Genomic DNA, 24689 nt, shown 5'->3' on the forward strand with positions numbered 1-24689 from the left:
AACCATGCAATCTCAAGACATTATTCGTAAATCCGCCACCCATTCCTTCACTCCAGCCCCTCGTGTCCGCGATCATCAGGAACAAGTGGCAAAACTGATCGATGTCACCACCTGCATTGGCTGTAAAGCCTGTCAGGTGGCCTGTTCAGAATGGAACGATATCCGTGATGAAGTGGGTTTTAACGTCGGTGTTTATGATAATCCTACCGATCTGACGGCTAAATCCTGGACCGTGATGCGCTTCTCTGAAGTGGAAGAACACGGCAAACTGGAGTGGTTGATCCGTAAAGATGGCTGTATGCACTGCGCTGATCCGGGTTGTTTAAAAGCCTGCCCGTCAGAAGGTGCCATTATTCAATATGCTAACGGCATTGTGGACTTCCAATCAGAACACTGTATTGGCTGTGGTTATTGTATCGCAGGCTGTCCGTTCAACGTGCCGCGAATCAATAAAGAGGATAACCGAGCATACAAATGTACCTTATGTGTTGACCGGGTCGGTGTTGGTCAGGAACCCGCCTGTGTGAAAACCTGCCCAACTGGGGCCATCCATTTCGGCACCAAAGAAATGATGAAAGATCTGGCATCCGAACGGGTCACTGAATTGAAAAGTCGTGGTTATCAGAATGCCGGTTTATACGATCCTGCTGGCGTTGGAGGAACTCATGTGATGTATGTTTTACATCACGCAGATAAGCCACAGCTTTATCATGGCCTGCCTGATAATCCAACCATCAGCCCAACCGTGACTTTCTGGAAAGGCATCTGGAAACCACTGGCCGCCGTGGGTTTTGCCGCCACCTTCGCCGCTAGCATTTTCCACTATGTTGGTATTGGCCCAAACCGCACCAGCGAAGAAGACGAAGAACGTGCTCGTCAGGATGATGAAGCGCCTGAGAAATCCACTCATGGGGAGGAACAGAGATGAAAAAGAGGCAGAATGTTATTCTCCGCCACTCACCCATTGAGCGAGTAAATCACTGGGCGGTAGTGCTCTGTTTTCTATTTACTGGGATCAGTGGGTTAGGATTCTTTTTCCCATCTTTTAACTGGTTGATGAATATCTTCGGTTCGCCCCAGTTAGCTCGGATACTGCATCCATTCATCGGATCAGTCATGTTTTTCTTATTTACTTTTATGTTTTTCAGATATTTCAAACATAACTTTATCGACAAAGAGGATATTGTTTGGCTAAAAAACATTCACAAAATCATCAGGAATGAGGAAGCTGGCGATATCGGTCAGTACAATCTGGGTCAGAAAGGGATCTACTGGTCTATCAGCATCTGCCTGATCTTACTGGCAATCAGTGGTGTGATCATCTGGCGTCCCTATTTTGCTGATTTCTTCTCTATCCCGCTGATCCGGCTTGCGCTTCTGATCCATTCTCTGGCTGGCGTTGGCCTGATCCTGCTTATTCTGATACATGCCTATGCCGCGTTTTGGGTGAAAGGCTCTATCAGGGCAATGGTTGAAGGCTGGGTAACTCGCGGCTGGGCGAAAAAACATCATCCTCGCTGGTACAGAGAAATTCGTCAGAAAGAGCAACAGGAAGAGAAAAATCCTTAACGCATTTTTCTGCTGAATTTACATGAACCATGCTATTTGAATAACCAATAGCGATATTCCGGCATGGTTCTTTTATCTGCAAAGTTGACATCCGCTGAAGGACAGGGTTTTACGGCTCATTGGATAAAGGTAGTGAAAAGCTTCGATATTTTACATTTAATCAATATAAATAATTATTTTATTCTGTTATATTCCTGTCTCGCCTATTTAACGTAATAACTTCACCATTATTCTTTTACAATTACTTGTTTTTTTCACTTAAATTTTCCTTTTCGCTGTCTATCAGACAATGAAAAGAAATGAAAATCAATTAATTACAATACTTCACTATGCAATATATGCTATTAAAAAACGATTTCTATTTTTCGCACATAGCTGGTCAATTACTCTGTAAAGGTAAAATGATTTTCATCTATCTTCTTAACAATGCTAAATAAGAAAGAGATTTATCTGCATAGTGAACTACCATCCAGATATAATGAAAAACCTGCAAAAAATAAGGTTGCTGCATCACATCATGCAGCATCTCTTCCCCATAACACCTACATTTTTAACGGAAATAATAAGCGAGAGCCATTATGGAAACGGCAAAAAATAATCATGCCATTATCTCAGATTCCCCCGCAGCAAAACGGGCAAACATGACCGAAAGTGAATGGCGAACAGCCATCAAGTTCGACAATATTGATGTTGGCTGGGTCATCATGAGCATCGGCATGGCAATTGGTGCAGGTATTGTATTCCTGCCGGTTCAAGTCGGCTTGATGGGATTATGGGTTTTCCTGCTGTCATCAGTGATTGGTTATCCGGCAATGTATCTGTTCCAACGACTGTTTATCAATACGTTGGCGGAATCCCCTGAATGTAAAGATTACCCCAGCGTTATCAGTGGTTATCTCGGTAAAAACTGGGGTATTCTGCTAGGTGCACTCTACTTCGTGATGCTGGTGATTTGGATGTTTGTTTACTCAACAGCCATCACCAATGACAGCGCTTCCTATTTGCAGACTTTTGGTGTCACGGAAGGTCTGTTGTCTGACAATCCACTCTACGGGCTGGTATTGATTTGTATTCTGGTAGCCCTCTCATCCCTTGGGGAACGGCTGCTGTTCAAATTATCCAGCGTTATGGTGCTGTCTAAACTGTTTGTTGTCGCAGCATTAGGCTTATCCATGATCGGTATGTGGCACTTATATAATGTCGGCGCACTGCCTCCACCAGGAACGCTGATAAAACAGGCAATCATTACACTGCCATTTACCCTGACTTCTATTCTGTTTATTCAGACCTTAAGCCCAATGGTTATCTCTTACCGCCATCACGAGAAAAATCATGAAGTCGCCCGTTACAAGGCATTAAGAGCGATGAATATCGCCTTTGGTGTCCTGTTCTGTACGGTCTTCTTCTATGCAGTTTCATTCACCTTAGCAATGGGACATGATGAAGCCGTTCAAGCTTATGAGCAAAATATCTCCGCTCTGGCGATTGCCGCAAAATTCTTACCCGGTGGCTGGGTAACGGTTATCAGTGTCTTACTGAATATCTTTGCTGTCATGACCGCTTTCTTTGGTGTCTACTTGGGTTTCCGCGAAGCGACCCAAGGCATCGTTATGAATATTCTGGCGCGTATCATGCCAACAGAAAAAATCAATGAAAACTGGGTACAAAAAGGCATCATGGTTTTCGCTATTCTTCTGGCCTGGGGAGCGATCATCCTCAATGCACCGGTACTGAGTTTCACTTCCATCTGTAGCCCAATTTTCGGTATGGTCGGTTGTTTAATCCCAGCTTATTTGGTCTACAAAGTGCCAATGTTGCATAAATATAAAGGCGTTTCTCTGATCCTGATTATTTTCACTGGATTTTTATTATGTATCTCACCATTACTGGCATTTTCCTAAATTGAAATAAAGGCAAAACGCAGTCTGATAACAGGCTGCGCTTTCTAAATTGGTTTGATTACGATTAGAGTCACGAAGTGCGAAGGTAGGGGAGGATGTCAAAGGGATATACCGTGTTATGTACATCGATAAGTTTGAGGAAGCTGTTTGTGTTCTTCACTGTTTTGTGAAGAAAACTCAAACAACACGCCATCAAGATATTGAACTAGCAAAAAATCAACTCAATGCATTAATAAAGGAGTGTAATCAATGAATAAGCAATATACCAGTATGTGGGATGCACTCGAAGATACGCAACAACTAGCTGAAAATATGAAAGTTCGCTCACAGTTGGCGAGAGAATTATCTGCTCACATCAAGAAAAAGGGATTGAATCAAACAGAAGCAGCAAAACTGTTAAATGTCACTTAACCTCGCGTTTCAGATCTAATTAACGGCAAAATTAATTTATTTAGCATTGATACATTGATCAATATGATTGTCACAATGGGTTTACACATATCAAACATTGAAATTTCAGAAGAAATTGCAGCTTATTAAGAAAAAAAGATCCAATAACACCGTTCAAAATTATTATCCAAAAAACCGTCTGATGCAATTCTTTAACCCTTAAATATTGAGCCAACGGGCAAACAACTATGAGTTTATTCGGAAAACAAGAAACAGTTGAATTCAAGTTTATTAGCGGACACAATGTGCCCACAACATAACAGGAGGATATTATGCAAACAAGTATTAAGACACGAATCTCCGAAGAATTGAAAAGCAATGCTACGACTGTCCTGCATGATTGTGGCCTCACTGTCAGCAGTGCCATCCGTCTATTCTTAGAGCAAGTTGTACAATATCAAGGATTACCCTTTGAAATTAAACGACATCCTTCTGCTAAAACGCTGACAGCCTTACTAGAAGCCAAGGAACTGGAGGTAAAAGCAGAACATCGTTATCACTCCATAGAATCTATGCTCAAGGGACTGAATGATAAGCAATAAGCGAAATAAATTACCCCGTCGGGTAGAATATACACCCAATAGATTTCAAGTTGCAGGGCGGCGGCAAGTGAACGCAACCAACAAAGCAGCAGCTTGAAAGATGAAGGGTATAAATATGCTCTTCAATAATATAGGTCAATACCTAGAACCTAGTTCATAAAGATAAGATTAACAGATAAAAACGAACTATTTATTTCTAGAGATGGCATCACTAATTAATAAAAAAATATGAAAGTGACCGTTCCATCGGTCACGCAACTCAATCATAAACCCGTTTATACATCCTCCTATTTAAGCTGTTATCAATTAACAACCAAATTTACCCAATGTTGCTTCCGCAATCGGGATATATTGGTCTGTTAATTTATTAATATTAATCTTGGTTACAGGGGAACAACAATCAAGGAAAAACCAGTTTATCGGTGTATCCAATATTGAAGCTATCTGCACCAAGTGGGATAAATTAATTCGGTTTATCCCCCTCTCATAACGTGAAAGTTGTTGTTGGCTAATACCGATTTGTCCTGCCAATTTTACTGCGGTCATACCTAATTCTTTCCTTCTTTTCTGAATACGCTTCCCTACTAATAGATGATCTTGTTTCATTTTCAACCCAGCCTTTAACTTAAAAAAACACCCCATTTATGGCATTGCCAAAATAATTGCTCCTGATCCTGAGAATGGTCCGGCTTCCACTCTGCCGTTTTTCTGTAAAATCGATTTCACGGTAACGGGTACAGTTCCTCCAGCCGGTACAAAAATAGGGACGCCTTGTTCGCCTTTCCGGTCATTTAATAATAATTGAGCTTTCAAGCTCCCATCACCTCTCAAAGGTACAACGCCCCGATCTGGCCCAGTCGCGGTCACGACAATATTCATATCCCGATTACAAGTGACATTGATATTTTCAGATCGGGTTGCACCTTCCAATTTTGCTTCATCAATGTTGCCGTAGTTAAGTTCAACTGATCCTTCGCTGACCTGACAAAAACCAATCGGCGGGGGCGCAACACCACATAAAGAGCCAGGCAACAGCCTTCCCCTAAAACCATTACGATCTGTTTCATAAAATAGCCCGACACATTCCTGGTGAGACTGAATCGCCGGACCAACATGTTTTGCAATCCCAGTGATCGGAAAACTTGTTTGTTTCAATATCACCTGCTGGACTTGTTTCATTGTCCGGTATCTTTCTACTCGAATATTGAATAGTCTAAATGGCTGCCCTGAATAACCATTTACACTATGACGATGGTTAACAGATATCCAACAGGCAGCATAGCCATAACAAGGATTCGGCGTAAAATCGTCTTCTTCATCCCAGCGTTCAATGACAAAGGTATAATATGCATTCGTCGGAATACCTTCAGATTTAGTGATATACGAAAATATTGACGCCACAGCCTCTGATGAGAACAGCGATAAAAGCACCAAACAAACAGGGAATAACTTTTTCATTTAAGTTACCTAATAATAGTGCAATTAGTCATAATCCAGATTAAACGTTGCAACAGCATGAAATGCACCACGTTTAATCGTCTGGTTGGCGATTGCAGTCGGTTCAGCCTGTACATACGCTCTCAATATAATCAAGGTGTTACCCTCTTTTAGCGGATATGTGTCCCCTTCTTTATTCAGCGGCAACCGTTTGCCTTCAGCTGTTTCCATACCAATAGCAATCCCGGAAGCCTGACTACCCGCTCCTAACGCTAATAAACCCGGCAACTGTGTATTCTCTGTGCCACTGAATGTCAGCTTAATAGATTTCCCTACGCTGATATCGCATCCAAATAGCCTTAGCTGAAAAGGCTCGCTATTAGTCCGGCCATGCTGGTACAAGTATTTTTCGGCAATGGTTCCAAAATCGAGTTTGATGTCTTCATCACCCGCTTGAATCGTGCATGGCTCTTCAACTAATGCACCATAAAAACGCATATTATCCGCCGCCTGTACCGCCTGATTGCAGTAGACCGTGGTAGCAATAACCATAAAACCAACGCGCAACACGAATAACTTAAAATATTTCATTGGCTTTCCTTTCACTGGTATTCCGCCAGTAATGTCGCCGTTACTTCAAACGCCCCTTCCGGCAATGCACTTCCCGGTTTTTTCACAGGTACAGCCTGTATTACCGGCTGTTTCTGTGATGTCACTGGAATACGCTTGTTAAGCGTGAATGCTTTGCCATCCAGAGTCAGACGGATGCCCAAATTAGTGATATTGGTTTTCAAGGCGGCATCATCAAATGAGGTTTGTGGTCCAATCACTGTCAACCCTAAACTCCAGCCAAAGGTATTAGGCACACAGACCAATTGATAATTCACTGGCTGGGTATAATTCACCCCATCCACCTTATGTATTCCAACATTGTGACCAAAATAAACATCAATCATATTGCCGTCATTAATAACGCAAGGGGGTGGTTCAAGTAATGTGCCATGAAACCACATATTATCTGTTGCCTGCCCCGGCATTACACTGATCAAACCTAGGCAAACAGTCCAAAAAGCACGATAAATCAAGTGATTCATCCGTATCTCCTGTTCACTGGTACTCAACCATCATCGTGGCTCCAGCGCCAAAACTGCCGCCTTTCAATACCGCAGTCATCTCTTTTACTGGCACCGCATGGAGTTCAGGAAAATTGGGATAAGTAAATTTCATCCAATCATTCACAGGTAATTTCCGTCCGTTATGAATAACAGCAACCCCAAGCCCAGCCTGATTAGTTTTTAGTGCGGTCCGATCAAAACTGGCAGTGTTGCCCGATATCATCATTTTCATGGCATTGGCCGGCATCTTTTCGCACGTCACCGTGTATTTAACTGGCTTCATGTAATTGACCCCATCAATCTGGGTAATCATCACTTCACCAAAATCCACATCAATGGTATTACCATTATTTATCTCACAAGGTGGCGGAGCGATAACAACCCCATAAATGTTGACCGGCGTTTTACCTGAAGGATCATTCATCGGTATTGCCGCTACATTTATCCTTTTTGTCGGTAAATCAGCCTGAGCACTGACACTTAACAAACCACCAAGCAGTAATATGCTCAGTTTTTTATGTCGGTAATACGGTCTTTTTATTCGCGGAAACCTAATCATAATTCACCCTGAAATCAACAACTGCCCGGTATTGTCCGATTCCCAGTGCTCTCGGCGTCCGTACCGGCGTCACGTAATATTCCAGACTATCCTGTCCCGCTGCGACAAAACGCGGGCGCCCCCGTTCCCCCAACCGGATATCATTATTCTCACTATCCGTTATCTGTAACCCCAGCCCGGAAATCCCCATCACTCGCACCAGATGAGGATAATCCCGATCCGCTGGTGCCACAAAACTCACCGTCACCACCGGCTGCAAATGACTCCACGTCAGATTACCGGTCCGTGTATCACGCACGGCTCCTTTGGTCTGCAAACAGTCACGGAACTTCAATGTAAATGGTATCGATGTGCCTTTATCCCCTGGTCGGCGTAAATCACTATTCGGCGTCATCCCCAGATTCACTTCCTGCCATTCAGAGGTCATCTCGAGATGACATGCTGCCTCAGTCAGCATACCAAACACATGTAATTCACCATGGTGACCATTTAGATCCACTGCCCGCTTATCCACCGCTTGACTCACCGTCACGGGTATCAGCAGAATTGCCAACGCCAGCACACAGCCAGTCCGTGTTATGTTCATGGTCCCTCCCCGCTTCGCCCATCACGACGAACGCTTAGCCACCTGACAATGGTCCCCGGCACAACTAAAAGTCAGTTGTGGTCGGCCTCCATAATCATTGATATACGTTAACACTGGCGCACTCCCCAGTACCCTCGCACTACCGCTCAACACCGCACTGCTTTTGGGGGCCACCATCAACGGCTGAAAACCTGTCACGGTCTGTCCCTTAAGTTGGTTCGACGCATCCACTACGGTAATGTAATACGGTGTCGGGTTATTTACCTGATACTGGTCACCCTGCCGCGTTAGTGTCATTTTCTCCTGCCATGGGTTATCCAGAACGACGCGGCTAGCAAAAATCGCTTTTGGTCGGTAGAACAGTTTTATCCGGGTTTGCAACGCAATCTGTAATGTGTTCGGTTTCTTGCTACGTGGCGGAATCTCACGCAGATTAAAATAAAACAGACTCTCCCGATCCTGTGGTAACTGTACGGTTGTTGGCAATGACTGTATTTTCACCTGGCTCCTCGCTCCCGGCTCCACCCGCTGTACTGGCGGTGTCACCACTAACGGACCATTGATTTTGTTGCCCTGTTCATCCTCTATCCAACCCTGAGCCAAATACGGCAACTCTTTGTTCTGGTTGCTAATGTCCATACTGGTGGATTTGTCCTCACCGTTGAACACTATCCTAGTACGATCCAGCGCAATGGCTGCCATTGCTTCACTGATCACTGATAGACTCAGGACCGCGATCGTTGCTGCATTTATCATGTTCTTCAATTTCATGCTCAAGTACTCATTCTCAAAATATGTCATTTCAGAATTAGTTAAGGGTCGCCGCCATCAGCTCTGGTGACGACGACACGGTATTCGTACTGTAGTCGTTATTACCGCTGGTCAATTGACACAGCAACAACAACGAAGCCATTTCTTCTACCGCCGGTAACTTGGGTGGCAACTCAATCACACATTGCAACTCACCATCCCAGCGCACATCCAGCTTCTCACCCGGATTAATCCCACTCAGGTAGGTACTCCCGCCATCATTGACGATACCAATTTCCCGTTTATCCTTATTCAGCACTGTCGCACCAAACGGTGGCGTATTCCCATCTGACAGACGGATCAATCCCATTGCCTTCTCCCCAGATATCACCTGGAATTTACGGTAGCCAATTGCGCCTTCCGTCAGTGTTGCCTGTTGTACTGAACGTATTGCCTCCACATTGTCGGGCAGTTTGTTCAAATCAATGCTCGCACTGTTGCGGTAGTAGTTATTCACATCAGGGATCACCGCCTTACCGAACATATTGGTATGGGCTATCGCGCCAAAACCTTTCACCGGTACGCCCCCCACACCCTCAGTATCCACCATTAAGCGAGTCGTCCCCGGCATATTGATGCGGTGCAGTGCCGCTCCTTCCGTTGTGGCGGTCACTCCTCCCTGAACAGAAAGTGCTGCCGTGGTGTAATGTCCATCCTGATAACTCGCACTTGTCGTCAATTGGGCGTGGTCACCGTAATGAGTGACGTAACCGTTAGCCACCGCCTTGCCGTCAATACTGGTACCTGCCGCTAAACGATAGTTATTGTTCTCATTAATCCGCCCGTAATAACCAACAGTGTTGGAATTACCTCTCCGATTAACCATTGCGTTATAGCTGATAGTTCCTGAATGTCCCCACGGCAAGGACAACGTCAAATACATGCCATCGTCATTCTTACCTTCATATTTATTACGATAAGCAGACAGATTCAGGTTAATATTCTTAAAGGTTCCAATAGCAAAATAGCGCGATACAGATAAGTTATAGCGATCATTATTCGGCCGATTCCAGTAAGTCTGATGGCTGTAGTTCAGGTAGGTGCTGATATCCAAAGCTGTGAACTGTTTATTCAGCATGATGCTATAGAGCTCTTTTCCACTCTCCGCATCACCATCGTGATAACGGCGATCCAGATATTGACTCATGCTCATGAAATCACGCTCCGAGAAGCGATAACCAGCAAAAGTCACCTGGCTGTCGTACTCCTCAAAACGTTTGGAATAACTCAGGCGATAAGACCCTCCTATCAGAGTTTGATCCTCATCCGGTAAATGAGCGCGGGATTGCGTGACGTCAAAGGAAAGTGCACCGAAGGCCATCAGATCACGCCCTAGCCCCAGCGACAATGCGTTATAATCTCCAGCCCCCAATATCCCGCCATACAGTGACCAACCATTGTTTATCCCCCAGGAAAATTCCCCGACACCAAAACCCTGGCCCTCACTATGGTGCTTCCAATTGGTCGGCTTACCCGCTGCCAGTTTGTACTGCACCCGGCCCGGACGAGTCAGATAAGGAATATTTGCCGTATCAATCTGAAATTCCTGTACACCGCCATCCTGCTCTTCCACTCGCACATCCAGTTTGCCACTGACCGCATTATTGATATCCTGAATACGGAATGGACCCGGCGCAACCTGAGTCTCATACAGCACCCGCCCTTGTTGACGAATAGTTACTTTGGCATTCGTCTTCGCCACACCTGTCACCTCCGGTGCATAACCCCGTAGGTTCGGTGGCAACATATTGTCATCAGTGACTAAACTCACCCCGGTAAAACGGAAGCTGTCAAAAATACCTGAATTGAGATAATCCTCACCCAGCGTCAGCTTGGCCTGCAAATGGGGTATTGCCCGGTACATGTAGTAACGGCTCCAGTCCCAATTCTTCTCTGTGCTACCTGCCCGGCCAGTGACGTGGTTATATTGTGCCTGCCAGTCTGCCCGCAAACGCCATGCCCCAAGGTTTATTCCAGTTGTACCATTGGCGCTAACATTCTGATTTTTGTTTCCCTTAGCCAGTTTGGATACTTGAGCGTTGACGTTGTAATCAAACAACATCCCCAATATTCCCTCATCCCAACGTGACGGCGGGTCCCAATCTGACGAGCTGTATTCAAGATAAGCCTGCGGTACGCTCAGATATAACGTATCACTGCCCAAGTCTCCACGCGCCATCATGCCGGGTAGCGTTTTAATCTCCAGGCATTGATTGTTATTCCACCAAGTAATCTTTGATTCCCACTCCGCTTTCAACCCCAGTTGTTTCACCAAATCAGGCGATAGACATGCCACACTCTCTCTCAGATCATCTGGTGGTGCCATAAAAGTCACCGGCATCTCCGACAGTTCACTTTTATTCAGACGTACCATCATCTGGTAATCCCCTGGCATGATGTAACCAGCACGGGAAAATTCTTTTAAATCAATTCGCGAACGATCCTGAACATCTAATACATCCGTATTAAATTCAATTTCTTCTTCCGCATACGCAACATGCGTACCCATCAGAGCGAACAATACCAAAACAGTAAGAGATTTCAGTACACACCGAACCGAGACCACCTTGTCATATTCAGCGGTCAAACCCAAAAACAAAGCCATAACATTCTCTGATCGGTGATTAGTAATAATCCAGTCTGAACCGAACGGTGGTTCGATACTGCCCCGCCTGCAATAACTGGTGATTACCCACCAAACGCATCGCGTAATTAAGAGTCATGTGCCCTTCCTGTAAAACTCCAACCGGTAGTGGAGTTCCGGGATAAGCCTGATTGCCCTGTATATCCGTAATTTGCAACGCTACACCTTGTGTCACACCGTATAACCGGAAATTGTTGCCATCCGGCACACCATCAAACGTCACCTGAAAGTGGCGCCAATCTGGTTTATCCGATGTAGCAGAAGTGAATACACAGTTAATCAGGCGGATGGAAAAGGGACGCTCCGGCCCCTGTCCATCACGTATCACCCGACTTACAGGAATAGTGGCCAACTCAATCGTCTGGTCACGACTACCTGCATCAATCGCACAGGCCGTATCAATGATGGCTCCTTGCATGCTAACGCGGCCATACCCTTGCGTTCCTTGTAGAACAGTCACTTCAGCTGCACCAACAATGCAAGAAAACATTAGCAAGCAGGGCACCACAACGACGGCAACATATTGGTTCATGATATTTCTCCAGCTAAACTCAATACCTTTGATTAGGAAACGCTTATTCCCTGTAAGCGTTTCCATGCATGAAAGAGTTATTGATAAGTCAGTTGGAAATTGGCAATGCCAGTGAATTCACCGGGAACTACTGCATCAGGTGAGGTATCTCCCTGAAGATAAGCAGCAAAGTTGAGATCATTATTACCATCGTACAGCGCTATAGCTGGCGAAGGTGTGCCCAGTTTAATCTTATTCCCGCCTGCATCAGTGATCGCAATACCTGCACCTTTAGCAGTCCCTTCGATACCCAACAGGCCATCACCACCAGCTATACGGGATTTAGCACCAACAAATGTCGTTGTTACTGTACTTATGGTATCGGTAGTACAGTTTTCTAAAGAAATTTTGAACGACTTAGAGGAAGAACGGCCACCGCCTTTCAAAGCTGCGTTGGAAATAGCGCCCATTGGTACAACCTGATCAACCGTTTCCGGTGTGATAGAACAAGGTGCATCAATGATAGAACCCGTAAAAGTCACAGTTCCATGACCTTGACTAGGATTAGCTGCATTAACAGAACCCGCAGCTAAAACCACACCCAATCCCAGAGCCATAACCAATTTATTCAATTTCATGTAAGTTAATTCCTTGAATTTAAGGATAAAACACCTATAACCATAAAAAAATAGCAGTGCAGGATTTCAATTCCATGCACTCGATATCCAGCGCAAAATAGGGTTTCAAAATCTCTGATTAATATTTTTTAAAACCAAACAAAATGCACCAAACTGTAAATATGTTCCTACAAAACCACCTCTTAAGTCAAATTTTGTGTAATGCCAGATTGCCAATATTTAACTATTTATAATATAGAGAGTTTTTTCAGTATTTTTTACTATTTTTCATGTTTTATGATTTATTGATTGTAAAAAAATAGTTGGTTCATCTAAATTCAATCAGGTATTAGTTAATGACTCAGATTATAAATTCAAAGTTTAATTAAATTTTGGATAATTATTTTTAATTATTATTAATGTTTAGTATTTTTAACCAAATATAACAGTTTGGTGCATTCTGTTTAGTTTCTTTTTATTACCTAATAATTTCCAAATATATAATTACAAAGCTTACAAGCTGATATTTTCTATTAAAAAATGACTATTTATGACTATCTAAAAACGGTATTTATAGATTTTGTCCAAAATAAATAGAATTACCAGCCAATAATTTTATAAAAGTTCTATCAACTGATATATTCCGGTAGATTAATATTATTTTCTACCCATAACTATTTGCTCAAATTTCACAGGAACTATTTTCATGAAGAAGCGTAAATTCTTAACCAGACATGAAATTGATGCGATTTTAGAAAAAGCACGTCAGGGTCGTCATGCTGAACGAGATTACTGCATGTTACTCATGTGCTTCATTCATGGGTTTAGAGTCAGTGAGCTATGCAATCTAACACTATCCGATCTTGATCTTAGCTCGGAAATTATTCATGTCAGGCGATTAAAAGGGGGATTATCAACAATACACCCATTAGTACCAGAAGAGCTTAATGCATTAAATCAATGGCTTAATATCAGAAAGAGCTGGCGAGAATCAAATACATCGTGGGTCTTTTTATCACAAAAATCAGGCGCTATTTCACGCCAACAAGTTTATGGTTTATTAAAGCGCTATGGCAGGCAAGCATTAATCAGTATTTCACCTCATCCACATATGTTAAGACATGCCTGCGGTTATGCTCTCGCTGATCTGGGAAGGGATACACGCCTTATTCAAGATTATCTCGGTCACCGCAATATATCCCATACCGTTATTTATACAGCAAGCAATGTAAAACGATTTTCCAGAATATGGGAAGTTCCTACAAAAGGGCTACTCGATTAAAATATCTATTTTTGATAAAAGACATTGTAATACTAGCGGTTATTTATTTTAAAATCCAAAAATATCATTTGATTATTAAAAATCCTCGTCCATATATTGATGAGGATTTTTCCATTCTCCAATATAATTATTAACATTATTAAGCACTATTTCTTATAAAGAATTTTAGAATAAATTTTTTAGAAATTAACAGATGATGTTATTATATAAAAATGTATATTTAACATATATGCCCAATAGATTTAAAATTGCAACGCGGCGGCAAGTGAACGCATCCCCAGGAGCATAGATAACGATGTGACTGGGGTAAGTGAAAGCAACCAACAAAGCAGCAACTTGAAAGATGACGGGTATATAATTAAATTAATAATCAATCTACATTCTCTCAGGATGTGGATAGATCGCTGGTTACAATAAGGACAATCACCACAAGCAACTAAAGGAAATGCATATTTTCTCGCCATGAGTATGGATATTGGCTAATTACTGAGATAACAAGAAAAAACAGCACAAATGGATTAGCGATTAAAAAACATGAGAATGATAAGGGAATTTACTCTCCCTGATTTTTCCTCAGGGAGAGGATGCTCTTATTCCATTCAATTTCACCGAGCAGTCAAATAATTAATGATAAAACTATCACTATCATGACTATTAAAAATTATTTATAAATAGACTAATGAGTCTTTTTCGATGAGAATTGCACATCTAGGAAATCCTCACCTAATTTATCATAATTTTTCACTTCACCTTTAAATGTAATAATATTATCTTGCCCACTACATTTCCCATTAGAAAGCATATTACAATCACTAGGAATATTCTTTTCTCTTATTCCAAGCCATTGAGAAAATAACGTCAGAAAATGTAACCCACTTCTCTGCTCCGTTATTTCTTCACGGTGATGGTAATCGCTGCCGGTGATAAAAAATGGCACCTGAAAACTCTGTTTGTTTCTATCATTATGCGTCAAATTTTCCTGCTCTGTCCCTTTATCGATATAAGAAAGCCCGTGATCTGAAAAATACATCATAGTCCATTTAGAATGATGATGATTAGCCTCTGACGCAATTTCAGAAAGAAGATTGTCTGTATTATCGATACTTTTTACATAACAAGAAATTTCTTCTGACTGCAAAAATAGATCATATTTTCCATTCGTTCTGACGCACGCTTGAGGGTGAGACCCCATCAAATGAATAACAATAAATTTTTTCTTTTCCTCTGACGTTAACGCTTTTTTTATATAAGGCATTAACTTATCATCAGGTAAATAACGCCGATCATCAGAACTTCCACTTTTAAGGAAATTAAAGCTATCTGCCTGTTGCCCAATTAAAGCAACCGGAGAGTCAAAAGCACTCTTTATACCTTGGTTAGATATCCAATAGGTATAAAAGCCCGCTTTCTTTGCCAGCGTTATGATACTGTTGTTTAAATCGATGCTATTGTCGTTTCTTAAAGCCAGTGAATTCGTTAAAGATAGCTGAGTCGATGCCGCTGAAGAGATATAATTTGTAAATATTTTAGCATTGGCTTTATTCAGCCACGGCGTATTATTATAAGGGAAACCATATGTATTCATAAAATCTTTTCTGACACTTTCCCCAATCACCATGATATATGTTTCATATTTATTTTTTTCTACAATAGGCTGCCAGGAGTCTTTCTGTTTTATTATTTCAGCAAATTTGACTCTTTCTGAATTAACCTCATTATAGCTCTCAACTATATCACTAAAAAACCTAACTTCCGGTAATCCAGAGGCTAATAGATTAAAATCCGGATCGAAATCAGACTGGATATATCCTCTTACCGGTGACCAGAAAGCGGATAAAACAAAAAATAGGGAAAGAAATCCTACATGACTCTTCTTCAATGTTACTTTTACCTTTAGAGATAAAAGCATTAAAATCATGGTTACTAATACAACTAAATATGTAAACAAAGGAAGCCCACTGATAAATTCAATAGTCTCATTTTTATTAGTATATATTAAAGACCCTATTGAATTTATATCAGGATAACCATAAGTCAATCCTACTGGAGAATAAATCACCCCAATTAATCCAATAGCAAATATAAAGGTATAATATATTAAATAGCTAAAATTGGATAACAATATTAAGATTGAAAAAGCACTGAATACATATATTAATTTTAATTGATAGCCAAGGCTTAAATGAGCCAGCGTGATAAAACCAAATAGGCACATCAAAATGAAAGTTTCTCGAATTTTCTTACTCAACGGCATATTAACTCGTTTCCTTACTCTACGGAGAAAACACTAAAGCATTAATGATTATATCTTATCAAGATGGGTTATTTTGCGAAATGAGAATACCTTTAACTAATTAACTATCACCCTACATGAGATCAATTCCACCCATATTTTTATTCAACAAATCATGTTCCAAATTTCATCTATTCTTTAGATAACCTTAAGCAACATCACTCAAGCTTCTACACGAAAAGGTTAAGCGAACACATAAAAACACCCCACTAATCTACTATAATTTCGTTAACGATTACCCTAAGTAGAATATAAAATTTACAATAATTAATCTTCAATATTTGATTAACAAGATGTAAATGATATGCATTTTTTTATTAATAGCAAGAACATTAAGATATTCCAGTCCCGATCATGAAAACCGAAATGAATACCCGATTAATCATGCCACTCGCGGTCAAAGGCAAAACAGAGTGATCCACAGATTAAAAAGTTAATATCATAATTAACCATAGTAAGAAATACGTCATTCTTTAAAGAATACTTTATCTACTTTAGTAAAATGAAGAGAAAAAAATTATAACCCAAATTATATACCCAATAGATTTCAAGTTGCAGCGCGGCGGCAAGAAAACGCATCCCCAGGAGCAGCATAGATAACGATGTGACTGGGGTAAGTGAACGCAGCCAACAAAGCAACAACTTGAAAGATGAAGGGTATATACTGAGCCATATTTAACTATCTGATAGTAAACCAGGGTGTCCATCGCTTTCCTAGCTGATGACAATAACAACTGGAATATCTCTCCTTTCTACGACATTATATATAGCCCATCACGCCATAATGAACATATGACAGCCTTCAACGGCTGCGGCTCAAAAATAACAAAAAAATAATGGAATTAATGGCAGGTCAAGCCGGATTATCTGGGGTAAAAGCAATTATCAATATAGCTACTGAAATTTATGACATCACCAAAGACTTTCATAAGGAAGCTAAAACTGTCGGTATTCCGACAGTTTTAACTAAAAAGATTCAACGAAATATTGACAACAGATGGAACACGTTGAAAGAATCATTCCGAAACCCTTAGGAGATAAGTAATGAACGAGAAATTCTATCAGTTAAAAATTACCCTCATAGATTCACAACCCGCTATCTGGCGACGATTTGTCGTTCCTGCCTCGATTCCACTCGACAGACTGCATGATACGATACAAATCGTGATGGGATGGCAAGATAGCCACTTACATGAATTTCGTATTGGCAAGCAGCGGCTAACGGAAATGCCAGAAGAGCCATCTGATGGAAAGGAAGAAGGTTTATATCGCCTGATGGATTTAATTAAACAAAAAGGCAGAACGTTTAGCTATATTTATGATTTTGGCGATAATTGGGAGCATGAAATTATCTTAGAAAACAGTAATTATCCTGAGAATAATCTTCCTCTTCCTATCTATTGTCTGGATGGCGCACGCGCCTGCCCTCTTGAAGATACCGGAGGTGTTTATGGATATGAGAATTTAATTGAAATACTCAATGATCCTTCCCACGATGAATATGAGGAAACACTGCAATGGGTAAATGAATTACTTGATTTGTCTGAAAGTGGGCATTTCAACCCTGAGCTATTCTCGCCAGACTATATTAATGCCTTTTTAGCACTTTATTATCGTTGGTCACGCGATCGCTACCAACCCTTGTGGGACTGAAAAATTTCAGATGAATGACTATTACGGACCTTGGTGCTTAATTTGAGCGGCTTTTTCTCATGGAACAGATAATATATTGAGTGCAGTTTCGCTGGCGTTCCAAATTAACCCCTGGCAAACTGCACAGGTCTTTACACCAGAGCAAGATTTAACTCATTTTACATGGTTAATTTGGTTATAAAAAAACCAAATAAAACTTAAAAACTTCCATTTTAATTATCTGATTTAATTCAATGATAATATTATTAAATAAAATGATTTTCTAAGATATTATAAAATGGGGTTGAACAAAATAGTTTATACCCTTCATCTTTCAAGCTGCTGCTTTGTTGGCTGCACTCGGTCACATAGTTACCTATGCTCCCGGGGATTCACTCCCTTGCCGTCGCGATGCATCTTGAAATCCATAGGGTATACAGGCAATAATATACATTAAAAAATCCGATGATAAATAATCACCGGATTTTAATCTTTTCATGAGGACAGTTATGAATATATCGCCATTAAGCGACACACCTACCGTCTTTTAATTGATTATTTAACTACCCGTAAAGTAGGGCGCCCTCTTGTCGGTTTTGGTGGCTCATCATCAGGTGAAGTTCCACTATCACCTTCAGCATCACTAGAGGTATCAGTAACGAGTACCAAGTTATCTGTCGCAGATGCAGAGGTACCAATCTCATTTTTATCTGAAGCAGACTCAAAAAGATATTCATCGTTATAAGCTGCTTCAGGCTCAAACATCATTCCCGCCCCATTCTCACGGCTATAAATAGCAATAACCGCCGCCATCGGTACATAAACCTGACGTGGAACACCGCCGAAACGGGCATTGAAGCGCACTTCATCATTAGCTAATTCAAGATTACCAACAGCTCTCGGTGCTATATTCAGCACAATCTGCCCATCACGAGCATATTCCATCGGCACATTAACTCCACATAAAGTTACGTCTACAGCCAGATATGGAGTCATATTATTATCTAGTAGCCACTCGTAATGAGCACGTAACAAATAAGGGCGACGGGGAGACATTCGAGACAGCTCCATAAAATCAATTCCTGGATTGCAAGCGCATTTCGCGTTCAACTTCTGTTAATGAAGCCAAGAATGCATCACGTTCAAAAACACGCTGCATATAAATTTGTAAATCTTTAGTGCCAGAACTTGGCAAATCTATACCCAGTACAGGTAAACGCCACAATAAAGGGGCAAGATAGCAGTCAACCAAACTGAATTCTTCACTCATAAAGAATGGCATTTCTTTAAATATTGGTGCCACTGCTAGCAATTCTTCTGCTAATCGTTTACGAGCAGTATTAACTTCCTGAGAATTACCTTTCTCAATAGTGTGCATCAAGGAATACCAGTCTCTTTCAATACGGTGCATCATCAAACGGCTGGAGCCACGGGCAACCGGATACACTGGCATTAATGGTGGGTGAGGAAAACGCTCGTCCAGATATTCCATAATGATGCGGGAATCATATAGCGTTAGCTCACGATCAACCAAAGTAGGAACTGTCTGATAAGGATTCAGATCGATAAGGTCCTGTGGTAGATTACCTTCCTCAACCTGCTCAACTTCAACACTGACACCTTTCTCCGCCAGTACAATTCGCACTTGATGGCTAAAAATGTCGGCCGGGCCTGAAAACAGAGTCATCACCGAACGTTTGTTGGCAGCGACAGCCATGAAAACCTCCAAGTTTATCTAAAAAAAGAACGAATAGTCCCACTCTATAAACGACTATTCCTGCTCATTCATTCTCACCCTTTATGTTTCTGCGCCGCAACTGTAGATACGGGATGCACTACTCAACACAATTATCATCGTTCAGGATAGTAGGCAGATAAATGGATGAGGCAAAAGTTGGCACTAGTCTACCAGATTTTGTACATTTTGGGGGAAGTGTATGGATAATATTAAGTAAAAAAACCCGCCATTAAAGACGGGTTTGAACATTAACTCATTGCCATAAAGGCCAAAAATTAACGTTTGGAGAACTGTGGACGGCGACGTGCTTTACGCAGACCCACTTTCTTACGTTCAACTTCACGAGCATCGCGAGTAACGAAGCCAGCTTTACGAAGATCAGAACGCAGAGTTTCGTCGTATGCCATCAGTGCACGGGTGATGCCGTGACGGATTGCACCCGCCTGACCAGAAATACCACCACCTTTAACAGTGATGTACAGATCCAGTTTATTCAACATATCAACCAGCTCTAATGGTTGACGAACAACCATGCGCGCTGTCTCGCGACCGAAGTAAACTTCGAGGCTGCGTTTGTTGATTACGATGTTACCGCTACCCGGCTTAATGAAGACGCGTGCGGAAGAGCTTTTGCGGCGACCAGTGCCGTAGTATTGATTTTCAGCCATTGCCTATGATCCCGATTAAATGTCCAGAACTTGCGGTTGCTGTGCCGCATGGTTGTGCTCGCTACCTGCGTAAACTTTCAGCTTACGGTACATTGCACGGCCCAGTGGCCCTTTTGGCAGCATGCCTTTAACCGCGATTTCAATTACACGCTCAGGACGGCGGGCAATCATCTCTTCAAAGGTCGCTTGCTTGATACCACCGATGTGGCCAGTGTGGTGATAATAGATTTTATCAGAACGCTTATTGCCAGTTACAGCAACTTTTTCTGCGTTAACGATGATGATGTAATCACCAGTATCAACATGCGGAGTGTATTCCGCTTTATGCTTGCCGCGTAGACGACGAGCCACTTCAGTTGCAAGACGGCCTAAAGTTTTGCCATCTGCGTCAACAACATACCAGTCGCGTTTTACGGTTTCTGGTTTAGCTGTAAAAGTTTTCATTAAAGCTTACCCAATAAATAAGTTACACGTTGGTGAACACTCAAGGTTCAAAAACTGCCGAGGTTCACACGACTTTTGTCCAGCAAACCTACCCCTTCGAATAGCCTATGCCGGCACTATGCAAGTTTTTGGGAAAAAAAACGTTGCTGTAACGTGGGGTCGCAAGATTATAGAGAAGTCATAAATAAAAATCGACCCCAATTTAAATATTTACATCAGCTTTCATTCCGTACACAAGGTAAACCCAGAATTAAGGCAAATGAGGTAATTTCAGATATTCTTCACTTTGCATTTCCTGCAAACGAGACAGGCAACGCTGGTATTCGAAAGTTAGCAAAACACCTTGGTAAATTTGCGCCATCGGCACCTGAGCATTGATGATAAGTTTTACCCGCCGTTCATAGAATTCATCAACGAGGGCAAGAAAACGACGGGCTGCGTTTTCATTACCAGACATGATTACCGGAACCTGATATAACAAAACGGTGTGATAAAGTTTTGATAAAACAATATAATCCATCTGGCTGCGCGCATCTTCACACAACACTTTGAATCCAATTGCCAGTACACCATCCGCGCTACGAATTGCTGGCATTTGCCGGTGGTTAATTTCTAGCACCGGTGCTTGCTCACTGCTTTTACCCACTAAACGGATAAACATTTGATCCATAGCCCGTTCGTTATCTTTATTTAACGGCGTAAAATAGAGATGAGCCTGTGTTAAAGTTCGCAGCCGGTAATCAATACCCGCATCCACATTCATTACATCACAATATTTCTTAATCTGTTCAATAGCCGGTAAGAAACGAGCCCGCTGTAAGCCATTACGATAAAGCCCATCAGGATGAATATTGGATGTTGCAACCAAGGTGATCCCTCTTACAAACAGAGCTTCCAATAATGTTCCAAGAATCATGGCATCAGTAATATCGGAGACGAAAAATTCATCAAAACAGAGTACGTCTGTTTCTGTTTTAAAACCATCAGCCACAATATCCAGAGGATTTTCATGTCCCTGTAATTCTTTTAGCTCTTCATGCACTCGCAACATAAAACGATGAAAATGCAACCGCAGTTTCCTCTTACCCGGTAAACTCTGGTAAAACATATCCATTAGCCAAGTTTTTCCCCGGCCAACGCCCCCCCACATATAAAGACCTTGAACGGGTATGCAAGTTGTTGGAATCTGTTTCCCTAATAACTTACTCAGACGCCCTTTCAGACCTTGTCGCTTGGTTGGATTACCGGAAAAAGCATTAGCCAGAGCATAGTGAATGACATCCAATTGAGTAACGGCCAGACGCTGGACATCATCTGGTTGGTATTCACCCTCAGCAAGGGCTTTTTGATAGAATGATGAAGGGGTAATCGATGATGACATGACAATAACAATCCTTAAAAAATAATCGCCCGTTTTTTGTCGTTTTTATGATTCAGATTGACCTTATTACCTGATCAATTGTCTACAATAGAGTCAAAATAAGATCTACAAACAATATGTAAATCATGATCAATATTCCACTCTGACTAGATTAACGGTTATAGTGACGATAATTAAGTGAAACATTCTGCTGAACAACGATGTTGATGAAGGAGTAGCTATGACTTGGGAGTACGCACTGATTGGATTGGTAGTTGGTTTTGTTATCGGGGCGCTGGTAATGCGCTTTGGTAATACTAAGCTGCGCCAGCAGGAAGCCTTACAAACTGAACTGGAGAATAATAAATCAGAACTGGAAGAATACCGTAAAGAATTAGTCGGCCATTTTGCTCACAGTGCAGAATTACTCGACAATATGGCCCGCGATTACCGCCAGCTGTATCAACATATGGTTAAAAGTTCTCATGAACTGATGCCGAATATGCCAGTACAAGAAAATCCATTTAGTTATCGACTGACTGAATCAGAAGCAGATAATGATCAAGCTCCGGTTAAAATGCCACCAAGAGATTACTCTGATGGTGCTTCCGGTTTATTCCGTCCAATTAATGACAAAAACCAGTAACTACTTCTGCTGTGGCATAAAACATGCCACAGCAGAAACTTCAAATGCAAAATCTATTACCCATTCACAAGAAGTTTTGTTTTTTTATTCCTCAATCATGTAAATACCTGTAAAAAAATGTACTAACTCTGTTTACCAGATGAACTTTACTTAATAATTAAGAGTCATAAAGTAATCGCGGCAACTTGCCCAAGTTAACTTATAGAGCTTGTCTTAATAGGTGTAATTGTTGCAAGCCATTCTTATGAATGAACAGTGAACACGGACAGCACGGAAAAACCGGAGTGTACACGTAGTACGTGGGGATGACTCACTTCGCTCACCCTTCGGTCCGCACCACAGCGAGTTCAAAAGCTAAAGCTTTTGTCTGAGCACTGCCCAAGTTCACTTAGTTATTACAAAGAAGGGCAAATAAAATAGCCCTATTGGGATAGGCAGTTAGCCTTCTGGCTTAGGTATACAAGAGAACCAAATTAGATGAAAAGAAAAAACTTATTCCTCAGTGCGTTAGCAATCAGTATCGGATTGTCTGTCATGGCTGTTCCAGCCGTCAGTAACGCCGCTTTACCCTCTGTTATCGCTGGTCAGGAGTTGCCAAGCCTCGCACCGATGCTTGAGAAAGTACTGCCTGCCGTTGTCAGTGTGCATGTTTCCGGTACACAGGTACAACAAGAACAGAATATACCTGAAGAGTTCAAGTTCTTCTTCGGTCCAAATTTACCGATGGGCCGTGAAAGTACCCGCCCATTTCAAGGACTTGGATCAGGTGTTATCATTGACGCCGCTAAAGGTTATATATTAACCAACAATCATGTTATTGATAACGCAGATAAAATTCGTGTGCAATTGAATGATGGACGTGAATATGAAGCCAGATTGTTAGGCCGCGATCCTCAGACAGATATCGCCTTACTGCAACTGAAAGATGCTAAGAATTTAACTGCCATTACTATGGCCGATTCCGATAAACTCCGAGTGGGTGATTTTGCTGTCGCAGTCGGTAATCCATTCGGCCTTGGTCAAACCGCGACTTCAGGAATTATCTCTGCGTTAGGACGTAGCGGCCTGAATCTGGAAGGACTAGAGAATTTCATCCAAACTGATGCGTCTATTAACCGTGGTAATTCCGGTGGTGCACTAGTTAATTTGAATGGCGAATTGATTGGTATCAACACCGCAATTCTGGCCCCAGGCGGTGGTAACATTGGGATCGGCTTTGCTATCCCAAGTAATATGGTAAAAACCCTAAGTGAGCAACTTATCGCTCATGGTGAAGTCAAACGCGGTATTCTTGGTATTAAAGGTACCGAAATGAATTCCGATATCGCCAAGGCATTTAATATTGATGCTCAGCGCGGCGCATTTGTCAGTGAAGTATTACCAAAATCCTCAGCGGCGAAAGCAGGTATTAAATCTGGCGATATCTTGGTTTCCGTTGATGGTAAGAAGATCAATAGCTTTGCTGAGCTGAAGGCAAAAATTGGCACGACTGTACCAGGTAAAGAAATTAAAATTGGTCTATTACGTAAAGGTAAACCAATGGAAGTTTCCGTTATTCTAGAAAACAGTGAAGGTCAAACAACCAAAGCAGGAAACCTGACTCTTGCTCTGCAAGGTGCAACCCTGAGTAATGGTGAAGTAAAAGGTACTTACGGTGTGAAAATCGATAGTGTCATGCAAAATTCACCTGCTGCAATGTCTGGTTTACAGAAAAATGATCTGATTGTTGGGATTAATGATGAACGCGTACAGAATATTAATGAGTTACGCAAAGTCATTGATGCTAAACCTCCAGTAATAGCACTGAATATTCTTCGCGGTGAAGAAAGTATCTATCTGTTATTGAGAAATTAATATTTTTAGGCTGAAAAGTTCGGTCTAATTC

The 24689-nt window shown here is 41.7% G+C and carries 26 protein-coding genes and 1 pseudogene; 11 read left to right on the forward strand and 16 right to left on the reverse strand.

Annotated features, from left to right (window positions below):
* Positions 1 to 4: 4 nt before the first annotated feature.
* The 6 genes and pseudogenes from fdxH (at position 5) to EAE89_RS08650 (ending at position 4462) form a co-directional block, all read left to right on the forward strand.
* Complete coding sequence (gene fdxH / locus EAE89_RS08625; protein WP_054475958.1) at positions 5 to 928, forward strand: formate dehydrogenase subunit beta; 924 nt, start codon at positions 5 to 7, stop codon at positions 926 to 928.
* Positions 925 to 1569 carry a formate dehydrogenase cytochrome b556 subunit gene (gene fdoI, locus EAE89_RS08630; RefSeq protein WP_054475960.1) on the forward strand — a complete coding sequence of 215 codons (645 nt, stop codon included), beginning with the start codon at positions 925 to 927 and terminating at the stop codon, positions 1567 to 1569. The genes fdxH and fdoI overlap by 4 nt, the downstream gene beginning before the upstream one ends.
* Before the next feature lie 578 nt (positions 1570 to 2147).
* On the forward strand, positions 2148 to 3470 hold the full coding sequence (locus EAE89_RS08635) for an SLC5/6 family protein (protein WP_149616561.1): 1323 nt from the start codon (positions 2148 to 2150) through the stop codon (positions 3468 to 3470).
* Between the two features lie 106 nt (positions 3471 to 3576).
* Positions 3577 to 3723, forward strand: a complete 147-nt coding sequence (locus tag EAE89_RS08640; RefSeq protein WP_268794954.1) for a type II toxin-antitoxin system RelE/ParE family toxin — start codon at positions 3577 to 3579, stop codon at positions 3721 to 3723.
* A gap of 17 nt (positions 3724 to 3740) precedes the next feature.
* Positions 3741 to 4010: pseudogene (locus tag EAE89_RS24170) on the forward strand (helix-turn-helix domain-containing protein).
* A 182-nt stretch (positions 4011 to 4192) separates the two neighbouring features.
* Positions 4193 to 4462, forward strand: coding sequence for a type II toxin-antitoxin system RelB/DinJ family antitoxin (locus EAE89_RS08650; RefSeq protein WP_054475964.1), 270 nt, complete (start codon positions 4193 to 4195; stop codon positions 4460 to 4462).
* Positions 4463 to 4768: 306 nt separating this feature from the next.
* On the opposite strand, the gene EAE89_RS08655 is transcribed toward EAE89_RS08650, so the two are convergent.
* The 10 genes from EAE89_RS08655 to EAE89_RS08700 form a co-directional block, all read right to left on the reverse strand.
* Positions 4769 to 5068 (reverse strand): helix-turn-helix domain-containing protein, encoded by a 300-nt coding sequence (locus tag EAE89_RS08655; RefSeq protein ID WP_235525384.1) that lies wholly within the window; start codon positions 5066 to 5068, stop codon positions 4769 to 4771.
* A 36-nt stretch (positions 5069 to 5104) separates the two neighbouring features.
* Complete coding sequence (locus EAE89_RS08660) at positions 5105 to 5920, reverse strand: MrpH family fimbial adhesin (protein ID WP_054475965.1); 816 nt, start codon at positions 5918 to 5920, stop codon at positions 5105 to 5107.
* Between the two features lie 24 nt (positions 5921 to 5944).
* Positions 5945 to 6490: a fimbrial protein gene (locus EAE89_RS08665; RefSeq protein ID WP_054475968.1), complete on the reverse strand. Its 546-nt coding sequence runs from the start codon at positions 6488 to 6490 to the stop codon at positions 5945 to 5947.
* An 11-nt stretch (positions 6491 to 6501) separates the two neighbouring features.
* A complete protein-coding gene (locus tag EAE89_RS08670; protein WP_054475971.1) occupies positions 6502 to 6993 on the reverse strand; it encodes a fimbrial protein in 492 nt (163 codons plus the stop codon).
* 13 nt (positions 6994 to 7006) lie between these two features.
* Positions 7007 to 7573 carry a fimbrial protein gene (locus EAE89_RS08675; RefSeq protein WP_054475973.1) on the reverse strand — a complete coding sequence of 189 codons (567 nt, stop codon included), beginning with the start codon at positions 7571 to 7573 and terminating at the stop codon, positions 7007 to 7009.
* A complete protein-coding gene (locus tag EAE89_RS08680; protein ID WP_054475975.1) occupies positions 7566 to 8159 on the reverse strand; it encodes a fimbrial protein in 594 nt (197 codons plus the stop codon). The genes EAE89_RS08675 and EAE89_RS08680 overlap by 8 nt, the downstream gene beginning before the upstream one ends.
* Positions 8160 to 8180: 21 nt before the next feature.
* Complete coding sequence (locus EAE89_RS08685; protein ID WP_054475978.1) at positions 8181 to 8930, reverse strand: fimbria/pilus periplasmic chaperone; 750 nt, start codon at positions 8928 to 8930, stop codon at positions 8181 to 8183.
* Positions 8931 to 8967: 37 nt separating this feature from the next.
* Complete coding sequence (locus EAE89_RS08690) at positions 8968 to 11574, reverse strand: outer membrane usher protein (protein WP_214085697.1); 2607 nt, start codon at positions 11572 to 11574, stop codon at positions 8968 to 8970.
* Between the two features lie 19 nt (positions 11575 to 11593).
* Positions 11594 to 12145 carry a fimbrial protein gene (locus EAE89_RS08695; protein ID WP_054475981.1) on the reverse strand — a complete coding sequence of 184 codons (552 nt, stop codon included), beginning with the start codon at positions 12143 to 12145 and terminating at the stop codon, positions 11594 to 11596.
* Positions 12146 to 12222: 77 nt separating this feature from the next.
* A complete protein-coding gene (locus EAE89_RS08700; RefSeq protein WP_054475983.1) occupies positions 12223 to 12762 on the reverse strand; it encodes a fimbrial protein in 540 nt (179 codons plus the stop codon).
* Between the two features lie 685 nt (positions 12763 to 13447).
* Here EAE89_RS08700 and EAE89_RS08705 point away from each other — a divergent pair.
* The gene (locus EAE89_RS08705) at positions 13448 to 14023 is read left to right on the forward strand and encodes a tyrosine-type DNA invertase (RefSeq protein WP_214085698.1); all 576 of its coding nucleotides are present in this window, start codon (positions 13448 to 13450) and stop codon (positions 14021 to 14023) included.
* A gap of 676 nt (positions 14024 to 14699) precedes the next feature.
* Here the strand turns inward: EAE89_RS08705 and EAE89_RS08710 are convergent.
* Positions 14700 to 16277 (reverse strand): sulfatase-like hydrolase/transferase, encoded by a 1578-nt coding sequence (locus EAE89_RS08710; protein WP_149616558.1) that lies wholly within the window; start codon positions 16275 to 16277, stop codon positions 14700 to 14702.
* Positions 16278 to 17161: 884 nt separating this feature from the next.
* Here EAE89_RS08710 and EAE89_RS08715 point away from each other — a divergent pair.
* Complete coding sequence (locus EAE89_RS08715) at positions 17162 to 17350, forward strand: hypothetical protein (RefSeq protein ID WP_054475989.1); 189 nt, start codon at positions 17162 to 17164, stop codon at positions 17348 to 17350.
* A gap of 10 nt (positions 17351 to 17360) precedes the next feature.
* Positions 17361 to 17969: a plasmid pRiA4b ORF-3 family protein gene (locus EAE89_RS08720; protein WP_054475990.1), complete on the forward strand. Its 609-nt coding sequence runs from the start codon at positions 17361 to 17363 to the stop codon at positions 17967 to 17969.
* A gap of 534 nt (positions 17970 to 18503) precedes the next feature.
* On the opposite strand, the gene sspB is transcribed toward EAE89_RS08720, so the two are convergent.
* The 5 genes from sspB to zapE all read right to left on the reverse strand — a co-directional run bounded on the left by sspB (position 18504) and on the right by zapE (position 22179).
* Complete coding sequence (gene sspB, locus EAE89_RS08725; protein ID WP_054475992.1) at positions 18504 to 19019, reverse strand: ClpXP protease specificity-enhancing factor; 516 nt, start codon at positions 19017 to 19019, stop codon at positions 18504 to 18506.
* Positions 19020 to 19023: 4 nt separating this feature from the next.
* Positions 19024 to 19665 carry a stringent starvation protein SspA gene (gene sspA / locus EAE89_RS08730; protein WP_054475993.1) on the reverse strand — a complete coding sequence of 214 codons (642 nt, stop codon included), beginning with the start codon at positions 19663 to 19665 and terminating at the stop codon, positions 19024 to 19026.
* A 296-nt stretch (positions 19666 to 19961) separates the two neighbouring features.
* Entirely contained in the window at positions 19962 to 20354 is a 393-nt protein-coding gene (gene rpsI, locus EAE89_RS08735) for a 30S ribosomal protein S9 (RefSeq protein ID WP_015835738.1), read from the reverse strand.
* A 15-nt stretch (positions 20355 to 20369) separates the two neighbouring features.
* A complete protein-coding gene (rplM, locus tag EAE89_RS08740) occupies positions 20370 to 20798 on the reverse strand; it encodes a 50S ribosomal protein L13 (protein ID WP_011148147.1) in 429 nt (142 codons plus the stop codon).
* Between the two features lie 250 nt (positions 20799 to 21048).
* Complete coding sequence (zapE, locus tag EAE89_RS08745) at positions 21049 to 22179, reverse strand: cell division protein ZapE (protein WP_054475994.1); 1131 nt, start codon at positions 22177 to 22179, stop codon at positions 21049 to 21051.
* 220 nt (positions 22180 to 22399) lie between these two features.
* Between zapE and zapG the strand changes: the two genes are divergently transcribed.
* Positions 22400 to 22804, forward strand: a complete 405-nt coding sequence (gene zapG / locus EAE89_RS08750) for a Z-ring associated protein ZapG (RefSeq protein ID WP_054475995.1) — start codon at positions 22400 to 22402, stop codon at positions 22802 to 22804.
* Positions 22805 to 23281: 477 nt separating this feature from the next.
* Complete coding sequence (degQ, locus tag EAE89_RS08755; protein WP_054475997.1) at positions 23282 to 24658, forward strand: serine endoprotease DegQ; 1377 nt, start codon at positions 23282 to 23284, stop codon at positions 24656 to 24658.
* Positions 24659 to 24689 lie beyond the last annotated feature (31 nt).

Origin of the sequence: Photorhabdus heterorhabditis (assembly GCF_018448905.1) — a bacterium.
GTDB lineage: Bacteria > Pseudomonadota > Gammaproteobacteria > Enterobacterales > Enterobacteriaceae > Photorhabdus > Photorhabdus heterorhabditis.

What these genes read in the sequence shown, in the direction of transcription:
- rpsI (WP_015835738.1), bottom strand. Translation starts at nt 20,354, where the DNA reads ATGGCTGAAAATCAATACTACGGCACTGGTCGCCGCAAAAGCTCTTCC.
- rplM (WP_011148147.1), bottom strand. Translation starts at nt 20,798, where the DNA reads ATGAAAACTTTTACAGCTAAACCAGAAACCGTAAAACGCGACTGGTAT.
- zapG (WP_054475995.1), top strand. Translation starts at nt 22,400, where the DNA reads ATGACTTGGGAGTACGCACTGATTGGATTGGTAGTTGGTTTTGTTATC.
- EAE89_RS08680 (WP_054475975.1), bottom strand. Translation starts at nt 8,159, where the DNA reads ATGAACATAACACGGACTGGCTGTGTGCTGGCGTTGGCAATTCTGCTG.
- EAE89_RS08665 (WP_054475968.1), bottom strand. Translation starts at nt 6,490, where the DNA reads ATGAAATATTTTAAGTTATTCGTGTTGCGCGTTGGTTTTATGGTTATT.
- EAE89_RS08660 (WP_054475965.1), bottom strand. Translation starts at nt 5,920, where the DNA reads ATGAAAAAGTTATTCCCTGTTTGTTTGGTGCTTTTATCGCTGTTCTCA.
- sspA (WP_054475993.1), bottom strand. Translation starts at nt 19,665, where the DNA reads ATGGCTGTCGCTGCCAACAAACGTTCGGTGATGACTCTGTTTTCAGGC.
- EAE89_RS08705 (WP_214085698.1), top strand. Translation starts at nt 13,448, where the DNA reads ATGAAGAAGCGTAAATTCTTAACCAGACATGAAATTGATGCGATTTTA.
- sspB (WP_054475992.1), bottom strand. Translation starts at nt 19,019, where the DNA reads ATGGAGCTGTCTCGAATGTCTCCCCGTCGCCCTTATTTGTTACGTGCT.
- EAE89_RS08655 (WP_235525384.1), bottom strand. Translation starts at nt 5,068, where the DNA reads ATGAAACAAGATCATCTATTAGTAGGGAAGCGTATTCAGAAAAGAAGG.
- EAE89_RS08635 (WP_149616561.1), top strand. Translation starts at nt 2,148, where the DNA reads ATGGAAACGGCAAAAAATAATCATGCCATTATCTCAGATTCCCCCGCA.
- EAE89_RS08720 (WP_054475990.1), top strand. Translation starts at nt 17,361, where the DNA reads ATGAACGAGAAATTCTATCAGTTAAAAATTACCCTCATAGATTCACAA.
- zapE (WP_054475994.1), bottom strand. Translation starts at nt 22,179, where the DNA reads ATGTCATCATCGATTACCCCTTCATCATTCTATCAAAAAGCCCTTGCT.
- EAE89_RS08710 (WP_149616558.1), bottom strand. Translation starts at nt 16,277, where the DNA reads ATGCCGTTGAGTAAGAAAATTCGAGAAACTTTCATTTTGATGTGCCTA.
- EAE89_RS08675 (WP_054475973.1), bottom strand. Translation starts at nt 7,573, where the DNA reads ATGATTAGGTTTCCGCGAATAAAAAGACCGTATTACCGACATAAAAAA.
- fdoI (WP_054475960.1), top strand. Translation starts at nt 925, where the DNA reads ATGAAAAAGAGGCAGAATGTTATTCTCCGCCACTCACCCATTGAGCGA.
- fdxH (WP_054475958.1), top strand. Translation starts at nt 5, where the DNA reads ATGCAATCTCAAGACATTATTCGTAAATCCGCCACCCATTCCTTCACT.
- EAE89_RS08695 (WP_054475981.1), bottom strand. Translation starts at nt 12,145, where the DNA reads ATGAACCAATATGTTGCCGTCGTTGTGGTGCCCTGCTTGCTAATGTTT.
- EAE89_RS08650 (WP_054475964.1), top strand. Translation starts at nt 4,193, where the DNA reads ATGCAAACAAGTATTAAGACACGAATCTCCGAAGAATTGAAAAGCAAT.
- EAE89_RS08690 (WP_214085697.1), bottom strand. Translation starts at nt 11,574, where the DNA reads ATGGCTTTGTTTTTGGGTTTGACCGCTGAATATGACAAGGTGGTCTCG.
- EAE89_RS08715 (WP_054475989.1), top strand. Translation starts at nt 17,162, where the DNA reads ATGGCAGGTCAAGCCGGATTATCTGGGGTAAAAGCAATTATCAATATA.
- EAE89_RS08670 (WP_054475971.1), bottom strand. Translation starts at nt 6,993, where the DNA reads ATGAATCACTTGATTTATCGTGCTTTTTGGACTGTTTGCCTAGGTTTG.
- EAE89_RS08700 (WP_054475983.1), bottom strand. Translation starts at nt 12,762, where the DNA reads ATGAAATTGAATAAATTGGTTATGGCTCTGGGATTGGGTGTGGTTTTA.
- EAE89_RS08685 (WP_054475978.1), bottom strand. Translation starts at nt 8,930, where the DNA reads ATGAAATTGAAGAACATGATAAATGCAGCAACGATCGCGGTCCTGAGT.
- degQ (WP_054475997.1), top strand. Translation starts at nt 23,282, where the DNA reads ATGAAAAGAAAAAACTTATTCCTCAGTGCGTTAGCAATCAGTATCGGA.